The following is a 7,016-nucleotide window of genomic DNA, read 5'->3' on the forward strand; positions in this document are numbered from 1 at the left end:
CGCCTCGGCGGCGGGCAGCGGCAGGTTCGAACCCTGTGCGTTCAGGTAGACGAGCAGGTTGGCGCGGTCTTCGGGGCTCGACAGGCCCGCGAACGACATCTTGGTGCCGGGCGCGAACTTGCGCGGGCTGGTCAGCCAGGCGTTCATCTTTTCGAAGTCCCAGGTCCCGCCGATGCCCGCGAGCGCTGCCGAGAAGGCAAAGCCGTGCTTGCCGTGGCCGATTTCCTCACCCATCGTGCCGAACAGGTTCGGGCCGATGCCATTGGCGCCGCCCGAATTGATCGTGTGGCACGCGGCGCATTTCGCGAACACGGCCTCGCCCTTCGCCACGTCGGCGGCGGCGAGCAGGTTGCCAAGCGGCACGGCCGATTCGCCGCCACCGGCGCCGGCTTCGGCGTCTTCGATGGGATAGCCCGGCTTCTCCGGCGCGTGGCTGGCGAACAACATGCTCGACCCGATCGTCAGGCCCAGCGCGCAAATGCCGGCGAAAAGCACCCAGCCGGCAATGGTGTTGTTGCGATTGTCCATGCTCTTGCAGCCCCGTTAGCTGGCGCCCGCTTGCCGGGCGCGTATCTGATTTGGACGCTCCCTTACTGGCGCGGCGGCGGTGGCGCAAGGGGATGAAATCGCCCAAGGGAACTGCGCGGGCACCGGTTGCGCCGAAGGCAACGGCTCGCTATGCGCCGCCGTTCCGGCTTGGGAAGGCAAACATGGGCAGTTATTCGGCTTCGGCACAGCATCTCGTTGACGAAATGCGCTCGGCCGCACTCGCGGAGCCTGCCCGCGGGCTCGCATTCCAGGGTGCGCCCGGCGCGAACAGCGATCTCGCTGCGCGCGAATATGACGCGAACTCGCTGCCGATGCCCTGCTACGCATTCGAGGATGCCATCGATGCCGTGCGCGACGGCCGCGTCGACCGCGCGATCATCCCGATCGAAAACAGCCTGCACGGCCGCGTCGCCGACATTCACTTCCTGCTTCCCGAATCCGGGCTGTCGATCGTCGGCGAGCATTTCCTGCCGATCCGTTATGGCTTGATGAGCCGTGACCTCGGGCCGGTCACGCGCGCGATGAGCCATGAACAGGCGCTGGGCCAGTGCCGCCACTGGCTGCGCGCCAACGGCATCGCACCGGTCGCCCACAGCGACACCGCGGGCGCCGCGGCATGGGTCGCCGACAGCGACGAGGTCGGCCTTGCCGCGCTCGCGCCGCCCCACGCTGCCGCAATCTATGGATTGACGCTGCACGGCACGGGCATGGAGGACGCCGACCATAATACGACGCGTTTCGTCGTGCTGGCGCGCGAGCCGCTGGTTGACGTGGCGGCGATCGAAGGGCCGGTGATGACGACCTTCATGTTCGAGGTGAAGAATATTCCCGCCGCGCTGTACAAGGCGCTCGGGGGCTTCGCGACCAACGGCGTCAACATGACGAAGCTCGAAAGCTACCAGACCGGCGACAGCTTTGCCGCGACGCAATTTTATTGCGATATAGTCGGTGCGCCGGGCGACGAGCGGATCGACCGCGCGCTCGAAGAACTCGATTTCCAGACCAAGTCGCTGCGGCTGCTCGGCACCTATGCGCAGGCGCGCGAGCGCCGCTGAAAGCCCGTCAGTTTCCGCGGCGGCGCAGCATCCGTGCGGTCGCCGACGTCTGGACGATGAACAGCGTCACGAGGATGCTCGAGACAACGAGCGCGAACAGGTCGAAGGGCGAGAAATTGGTGCCGTGGATGTCGCGGCCGCCGACGACGGGCATCAGCGCGGTCATCGCCATCAGCATCAGTCGCAGTTCGGTCGGTCCGCCCGCCATATAGGACAGGCGGAATTCGCCGAGAATCTTCGCGGCGATGAAGGTATGGATCGAGAGCAGGAAATAGCCGATCACCGCCATCAGCGCGACGTCGAGCCGCATATAGGGGCTCATCCCGATCGCGCTGATCATCAGCAAGGTTGCCAGCGCGTCGACGCTATGGTCGACGAAATAGCCATAGTTGGGCCGTTCGATCCCGCGCCAGCGCGCAAGGCTGCCGTCGAGCGAATCGCCGAACCAGTTGACGATATAGCCGGCGAGCGAGAGGCCGAGCCATTCGCTGTCGAACCAGCTCAGCACATAACCTGCGGCGACGAGCACCGCGCCGGCGAAACCGAGCGTCGTGAGCTGGTCGGGCGTGACCCAGCCGGGAAGCCGCGCGCATAGCCAGTTGAGAAGGCGGCGCTCGCTGCGCGCGAGGATATTTTGCTGGATGCGGACCGGCGCCTTGGCGACGGGTTCGAACTTGCTCATGAGGACCCTTTGTTGCCGGCTGTCACAAAAGTGCCGGCCAGATGTCATCGGGGCGTCATAGAGGCAAAGTTACGCGCGCGAAAGGGTGCGGCGCTCGGCGCGCCGCGCGCAGGTGCCGATCAGTCTTGCCAGGGGCCGATTTCGCCGACTTCGCCGATCGTGCGGAAACGGACGGCGTCGTCGACCCACGCGACTTCCCACATGGGCGCAGGGCGCGCCCATTCGCCGATCACGAATAGCGGTAGCCTGTTGCTCGCAACGAAAGCGAGGTCGTCGGGGGTGGGCCCGGGGACGATCGTTTCGGAGCGCTGATGCAGGCGAACGACCACGAGCGTCCCCGGCGGCGGCTTGGGCAGCGACTGGCGCGCGGGAAAACCCGTGCTGGCGGCGATCACCGGGAAACCCTTGTCGTCGCGCGCGATCAGCAACACCTTGTCCGCGGTGGCATAGGGACCGCCGATCGGGCGCCCGGCCACCTTGCGCCCCGCGATCGCGGCGAACTCGCGCAGGTCGGCATCGGCGATCGGGGACGGGCCTGCGGGTGCCGCCACGACCGCCGCGGCTTCGGGAGGCGCGGGGGCGGGATCGGCGGCGAGCGCCGCGGCGAACAGCAGCGCGGCGATCAATGCGCTTCGCCCCAACTCTTGCCGATGCCGACTTCGACCTCGAGCGGGACCGACAGCTTGAGCGCGGGCTCGGCGGCGCCCGACATCACGGCGCGGATCACCGCGCCCGCCGCTTCGGCCTTGTCCTCGGGCGCCTCGAATACGAGTTCGTCGTGGACCTGCAGCAGCATCTTCACGTCGGACAGCCCCGCGTCTTCCAGCGCTTTTGGCATCCGCGTCATCGCGCGCTTGATCAGGTCGGCACTGGTGCCCTGGATCGGCGCGTTGATCGCGGCGCGTTCGCTGCCGGCGCGTTCGTTCTGATTCGCCGCCTTGATGCGCGGGAACCAGGTTTTCCGCCCGAACAAGGTTTCGGTGTAACCCTTGGCGCGCGCACTCTCGAGCGTGTCGGTGATATAGTCCGAAATGCCCGGGAAACGTTCGAAATAGCGCGCGATCAGCGCCTGCGCCTCGTCGGGCGTGACTTCGAGCCGGCCCGCGAGGCCCCAGCGCGAAATGCCGTAGAGGATCGAGAAATTGACCGTCTTCGCCTTGCCGCGCGTGTCGCGGTTGACCTCGCCGAATAATTCGATCGCGGTGGCGCTGTGGATGTCGTCGCCGCGCGCGAAGGCTTCCTTGAGCTCGGGGACATCGGCCATATGCGCCGCTAGGCGGAGCTCGATCTGGCTATAGTCGGCGGCGATCAGCACGTGGCCGGGCGCCGCGATGAAGGCGTCGCGGATCTGGCGGCCGGTCTCGGTGCGGATCGGGATGTTCTGCAGGTTCGGGTCGGTCGACGACAGGCGTCCGGTCTGCGCACCGACGAGGCTGTAGCTGGTATGGACACGCCCGGTCGTCGCGTTGATCTGTTGCTGGAGCGCGTCGGTATAGGTCGACTTCAGCTTCGCGAGCTGGCGCCACTCCAAAATCTTGCGCGCGATCGGGACTCCGTCGCGTTCGAGGCGTTCGAGCTCGCTCTGGTCGGTCGACCAGTCGCCCGACTTGCCCTTGCGCCCGCCTTTGAGGCCCAGCTTGTCGAACAGGATCTCGCCGAGCTGCTTGGGGCTGCCGATCGCGAAGGGCTGGCCGGCGAGGCCGTGGATTTCGCCCTCGATGCGAAGCATCTCGTTCGCAAACTCGCCCGACAGGCGCGCCAGATATTCGCGGTCGACCATGATCCCCGCGCGTTCCATCCCCTCGACGATCGCAGCGAGCGGGCGGTCGACCATCTCGTAAATGCGCGTCCCGCCCTCGATCGGCAGGCGTAGCTTGAGCATCTTCCAGAGGCGCAGCGCGACGTCGGCATCCTCGGCGGCATATTGGGTCGCGCGGTCGAGCGGCACTTCGGCAAAGCTGATCTGCGATTTGCCTGTCCCGCACATTTCCTTGAAAGTGAGGCAGGTGTGATCGAGGTGGAGTTTCGCCAGCTCGTCGAGCCCATGCTGGTGTTTGCCCGCGTCGAGCGCGAAACTCATCACCAGCGTGTCGTCGTATGGCGCAACGGTGACGCCATGCTGCGCGAGCACGCCGATGTCATATTTGAGGTTATGGCCGACCTTCAGCACCGCGTCGTCGGCGAACAGCGCGTGGAGGCGCCCGATCGCGACGTCCATCGCGATCTGCTCGGGCTTTTCGGCGAACATGTCGGTGCCGCCATGGCCGAGCGGGATATAGCAGGCGCGGCCGGGCGCGGTCGCCATGCTGACCCCGACGAGGCGGCCGGTGACGCTGTCAAGGCTCGCGGTTTCGGTATCGACGCCGACGACATGCGCGGCGCGCGCTTCGGCGATCCAGCGGTCGAGCGCTTCGACGGTGGTCACGCATTCATAGGCCGTGCGGTCGATCGCCGGCATTGGGGGAAGCGTCGGCGTCGATGGTCCGATGACAGCCGTAGCGGGCACGGCGGCGGCGCGCGGCAGGGTCGGCGGTCCGCCAGGGGTGGCACCAAGGTCGAGCTTGGCCGAGAGCGAGCGGAAGCCATGTTCGTCGAGGAAGAGCTTGAGCGGCTCGGGCGGGATCGCGCCGAGTTTCAGCGTATCGAGCGCGTCGGGCAGCGCGACGTCGCGCTTCAGGTCGACGAGGATGCGCGACAATTCGGCCATCGCGCGGTGCTCGATCAGATTGTCGCGCAGCTTTGACGCCTTCATGCCCTCGGCGCCGTCGAGCGCCGCGGCGAGGTTGCCATATTCCTGGATCAGCTTGGTCGCGGTCTTGGGCCCGACCCCGCGCACGCCCGGCACATTGTCGACGCTGTCGCCCATCAGCGCGAGCACGTCGCCGACGAGGTCGGGTGTGACGCCGAACTTCTCGTTCACGGCTTCGAGGCCGAGGCGGACATTCTTCATCGTGTCGAGCATGTCGACTTGCGGGCCCTCGCTCGGCTCGCGGATCAACTGCATCAGGTCCTTGTCCGACGACACGATCGTGACGTCCCAGCCTTCGCGCACCGCCGCCTCGGCATAGGAGGCGATCAGGTCATCGGCTTCGAAGCCTTCCATCTCGATGCACGGCAGTGAAAAGGCGCGCGTCGCGTCGCGGATCAAGGGGAACTGCGGGCGGAGGTCTTCCGGCGGTTCGGGGCGGTTCGCCTTGTACTGGTCGTAGATCTCGTTGCGGAACGACTGGCTGCTATGGTCGAGGATGACGGCAAGGTGCGTCGGCCCGTCGGCGTCGTGCAGGTCCTTCGCGAGCTTCCACAGCATCGTTGTATAGCCGTAGACTGCACCGACGGGCACGCCCTTGGGGTTCGTCAACGGCGGCAGGCGGTGATAGGCGCGGAAGATGTAGCTGGAGCCATCGACCAGATAGAGGTGATTCTTCTCGGACATGGCGCGGATGTAGCAGGGAGGGTGCGGGCGGCCTAGGGCGATGTTCCGCTTTCGTCCCCCCGACCGCGCGGGCGCGGCGGCAGGTCGAAATGCATCACATCTTCGCGGACGCCGAGTTTTGTGTAGAGCGCGACCGCGGAGTCGTCGCCATGATCGGCCTGGACGAACACCGCCCAGGCGCCGGTTTCGGCGGCGATATGCTGAAGCTCGCCAATCAGTGCGGTGGCAATGCCGTGTCGGCGGTGGCGCGCATCGACCGCGAGGTCGTAGAGATAGATTTCACTGCGCGCCGCCTCCAGCTTCGGGAGGTTGTAAGCGGTAAGGCCGCCGACGATCGCTTCGCCCTGCTCGGCGATCAGCAGGATGATCGCCTGCATGCCGAGCTGGCGCGTCAGCCAATCGTCGTCCGGATGGTCGGCGCGATAGGTTTCGCGGTCTTCGAACGCATCGCCATATATCGCGTTCAGCGCGCGCATCGCCGCGATATCGGCGGGGCCGAGCCGGCGCACCGCAATTTCCCTTGTCATCGCGCTATTGTATCAAGCCGCCTGCCCCCGCGATAGTCGCGGAAACAGGCGGCTGCGAGACGGGCTGCGGAGAGGGTGAGGGACGCCGCAGGTCTCGCGTTCGTCAGAAGCGATAGGCGATGAAGACGCCGCCCTGCCACTGGTCGGACGATCCGCGCAGCCGCACCAGCGGGGCGTCCTTTGCATCGTTCAGCAGCCGCGTATAGCCGCCGGTCGCGGCGATCATCCAATGGTCGGTCAGACGATATTGCAGGCCGATATTCGCGCCGACGTCCTTGATACCCTTGCCGGCGGCATAGACGGGAAGCCCGCTGCGCGTCGCCTGCGCCGGGGTCACCGCGAAATAGGTGCGCATATATTTATTGTCGGCCCAACTGGTCGTCCCGCTCAGCGACAGCGACAGATCATCCGACAGGTCGAAATCGACACCGCCTGCGGCGGTTCCGACTACGCCTTCATGACCGCCCGCCACATCCTTGACTACCGAAAGCTCGACCCACGCCGGCCCGACGTCGAGCCGTGCCGATCCGCCAACCTCGATCGCCGTGTCGACCTTGCCGAGCCCCGCAAGCGCGGGGTTGCGTTTTTCGGAGCGGTCGCGGCGATAGCGCGCGACCGGACCAATGCTGATCTTCATATCGTCGGCGGGTTCGACGCGGATGATATTCACGCCGATTTCGGGGCCGCGGAGATAGGCGATGTCCTTGTATCCGACCGCGAGATAGGGGAAGGGCAGGACTTCATTATCCTTCGATCCTTCATAGTCGGGT

General features: G+C 66.2%; 7 protein-coding genes. 1 reads left to right on the plus strand and 6 read right to left on the minus strand.

The window, feature by feature from the left end; translation table 11 throughout:
• On the minus strand, positions 1-528 hold a 528-nt coding region (locus VGD20_RS20830), incomplete at its 3' end, for a cytochrome c family protein (protein WP_331136281.1).
• Positions 529-710: 182 nt separating this feature from the next.
• Here VGD20_RS20830 and VGD20_RS20835 point away from each other — a divergent pair.
• Positions 711-1,604, plus strand: a complete 894-nt coding sequence (locus VGD20_RS20835) for a prephenate dehydratase (RefSeq protein ID WP_331136282.1) — start codon at positions 711-713, stop codon at positions 1,602-1,604.
• 7 nt (positions 1,605-1,611) lie between these two features.
• On the opposite strand, the gene VGD20_RS20840 is transcribed toward VGD20_RS20835, so the two are convergent.
• From VGD20_RS20840 to VGD20_RS20860, 5 genes are all read right to left on the minus strand, one after another.
• Positions 1,612-2,286, minus strand: coding sequence for a CDP-alcohol phosphatidyltransferase family protein (locus VGD20_RS20840; RefSeq protein ID WP_331136283.1), 675 nt, complete (start codon positions 2,284-2,286; stop codon positions 1,612-1,614).
• Between the two features lie 119 nt (positions 2,287-2,405).
• On the minus strand, positions 2,406-2,912 hold the full coding sequence (locus VGD20_RS20845; RefSeq protein ID WP_331136284.1) for a hypothetical protein: 507 nt from the start codon (positions 2,910-2,912) through the stop codon (positions 2,406-2,408).
• Complete coding sequence (polA, locus tag VGD20_RS20850; protein WP_331136285.1) at positions 2,909-5,719, minus strand: DNA polymerase I; 2,811 nt, start codon at positions 5,717-5,719, stop codon at positions 2,909-2,911. The genes VGD20_RS20845 and polA overlap by 4 nt, the downstream gene beginning before the upstream one ends.
• Before the next feature lie 32 nt (positions 5,720-5,751).
• Positions 5,752-6,246, minus strand: a complete 495-nt coding sequence (locus tag VGD20_RS20855) for an AAC(3)-I family aminoglycoside N-acetyltransferase (protein ID WP_331136286.1) — start codon at positions 6,244-6,246, stop codon at positions 5,752-5,754.
• A gap of 103 nt (positions 6,247-6,349) precedes the next feature.
• Positions 6,350-7,016 (minus strand): MipA/OmpV family protein (locus VGD20_RS20860; protein WP_331136287.1); only part of this gene is annotated, 667 nt, incomplete at its 5' end.

It is taken from the genome of Sphingopyxis sp., assembly GCF_036402335.1.
GTDB lineage: Bacteria > Pseudomonadota > Alphaproteobacteria > Sphingomonadales > Sphingomonadaceae > Sphingopyxis.